At 65.0% G+C, this 2278-nt stretch carries 3 protein-coding genes; 1 reads left to right on the forward strand and 2 read right to left on the reverse strand.

From position 1 onward, the window contains the following. Window positions 1-333: 333 nt before the first annotated feature. Entirely contained in the window at window positions 334-507 is a 174-nt protein-coding gene (locus HPC46_RS34210; protein WP_179476412.1) for a hypothetical protein, read from the reverse strand. Window positions 508-528: 21 nt separating this feature from the next. Between HPC46_RS34210 and HPC46_RS34215 the strand changes: the two genes are divergently transcribed. After that, window positions 529-1743 carry a hypothetical protein gene (locus HPC46_RS34215; RefSeq protein WP_179476413.1) on the forward strand — a complete coding sequence of 405 codons (1215 nt, stop codon included), beginning with the start codon at window positions 529-531 and terminating at the stop codon, window positions 1741-1743. A 124-nt stretch (window positions 1744-1867) separates the two neighbouring features. Here the strand turns inward: HPC46_RS34215 and HPC46_RS34220 are convergent, their stop codons facing one another. Then, on the reverse strand, window positions 1868-2179 hold the full coding sequence (locus HPC46_RS34220) for a hypothetical protein (RefSeq protein ID WP_179476414.1): 312 nt from the start codon (window positions 2177-2179) through the stop codon (window positions 1868-1870). Window positions 2180-2278 lie beyond the last annotated feature (99 nt).

Genomic DNA, 2278 nt, shown 5'->3' on the forward strand with positions numbered 1-2278 from the left:
ACCACCCGCCTGCACTCGGCCCTGGGCTATCTCTCGCCCTCGGAGTACGAGGACCGGTACCGTCACACCGTCGCCTCAACAACAGAGGTGGCATAACCGAGGTCTCCATCCAGACCAGGACGGTTCACCGGTCACCACCGAAGACCGCCACGCCGCCGACCTCCTAGCCCGCCGCGACACCCTGCACGACACCTACCAAACCCAGTACAAACCCCGCCTGCGCACCCACACCCATGAACACACCCGCGACCACGGCCTCGACCTCTAAAAATCGCCGCGACGACGTAGTCGGCGCGCCTGCACGCCCAACTAGACAGACCCCGTTGGGCTGAGTCATGGCCGGTACCCCAACATCGTGTACGCCACGAGGCCGAGCGCACCGATGCACGACCCGAGCACTCGAAGCCTTCCGCTCACCGCCAGGTACAGAAGCATGTAGCGCACGGTGTAGTCCCAACCTCGGTCGACGATGCGCTGCAGGCGCTTCGGAGTGTGTTCGCTCTTCATGGGCAGCATCGTGGCGAAATCTTGGCGGTGCGTCCTCTCGGTCATGGGTATCTGCTAGCGGATAGTCGGGTACCCGCTGGCGGGATGTACCAAATACTCCCTATACACTTAAGTAATGACCGCCAGCAGATACCCCGCGTCGAATTACCCGTCCGGCTTGATTTGACCATGAAAACCGGCTTTGGCCCGATCCTGGAGGCAGTCCAGGAAGCCGAGAAGAACGATCGCTGGCACCGATCACGTCGTCAGAAGGCCCAGGCCATCCGGCGTCGAAGACTGAAGCTGCTACGTGAGCGGTCGAACGCCATCAGGGCAGCCCTGAAGGGATACAGCCGCCTGGACCGGGGGCAGCAACCGACGATCCGTCTGCGCACCGACTTCATCTGGCTTGACACACCCCGAGCGCCGCGCACCGCCGGAAGTCTCCTGGCGACGCGCCAGGGCGACGTCGACACCCGCCCCCCTAACACCAAGCTGATCCACCGGCCCGGCAACGCTCAACAGGTCTACCTCGGTGCGATCTATGCCGCACACCTCGAGTTCGCGCCCGGCGCGCGCGTTGACAATCGACATCACAATGTGTTCGACCGACCATCGGCGGACTCGTGGGCCACTTTGAACGCCCTCGGCGGAAGCGGCGTCGACACCCGCGAACTCAACTTGCGGATGGTTCGCGCCCTGCGCGCACTCCACGCCCACCGCCTGGTTGGTGTAGGCCACGCCGGCGCCGCCGGGCGCTACGACGCGTTCACGCTTCTCGATGAAGGCGCGTCGGGAAAACGGTACCGAGTGCCCGGTGAAGGGGCCGCTGACGTCATCGGCATCCCCGCCGGCTTCTTCCGTGCGGGATGGCACCTCGTACTCACCGCCGAGGAACTGGCGACCCTACTGATCATCATCGACGCCACGCAGCGATTCGGCGATATCCCCCGACCCCCCGACGACGGCATCGGCATCGGCATCGCCGACAAGACGAAATGGGGGCACTACGGCATACGGCCCGAGGCCTACACCTCGCTACACGAACTCAAGGAATTCGGCCTGATCGACGTGCACGACCTCAACGGCCGCGTCGGCGGCATGATCCCGGGCGACGACCAAGCAAGCACGTCAGACAGGCGAACCCTTCGCCTGATCTACCCGCTTAAAGAGGAAACGGACTACGACGACAGCGCATTCGACGTCGTCACCACGTGCCTCGCCGACTCACCGCTGCCGCCCCGCATGAACGACTGAGTCGCCGGAGACCGCGACCCACTCACTGCAGGAGAACTGGGCGATGCCATGACCCCGATGAGCGCTCCCGACTAGGCCCTGGGCTTGGTCGTCACCCCAACCGGGTGTGCGTCGTCGCGGCGATTTAGAGGTCGAGGCCGTGGTCGCGGGTGTGTTCATGGGTGTGGGTGCGCAGGCGGGGTTTGTACTGGGTTTGGTAGGTGTCGTGCAGGGTGTCGCGGCGGGCTAGGAGGTCGGCGGCGTGGCGGTCTTCGGTGGTGACCGGTTCGCGCTCGGCCAGGTGGGTGTGGGCGCGGTCGATCGCGGTGTCGCGGTCGGTGTCGGGGGTGCCGAGTTTCTGCGCCCAGGGCAGGTTGTCGGCCAGGGCGTCGATGAGGCTGTGTGCGGGAGTGCGGCTCTCGGTGGGGGTGGCCTTCCCCCGAGACCGTGGAGGCATCGGCTATAAGGAGTAGCGATGTCAGAGAAACGGAAGAAGTACGACCGGGAGTTCCGTGAGGGCGCTGTGCGGATCGTGCTTGAGACGGGTAAGCCGATC

This window comes from Mycolicibacterium vinylchloridicum (assembly GCF_013404075.1).
GTDB classification, from domain to species: Bacteria; Actinomycetota; Actinomycetes; order Mycobacteriales; family Mycobacteriaceae; genus Mycobacterium; species Mycobacterium vinylchloridicum.

Coding starts and splice junctions, on each gene's coding strand:
- HPC46_RS34210 (WP_179476412.1), bottom strand. CDS start 507: ATGAAGAGCGAACACACTCCGAAGCGCCTGCAGCGCATCGTCGACCGA.
- HPC46_RS34220 (WP_179476414.1), bottom strand. CDS start 2,179: ATGCCTCCACGGTCTCGGGGGAAGGCCACCCCCACCGAGAGCCGCACT.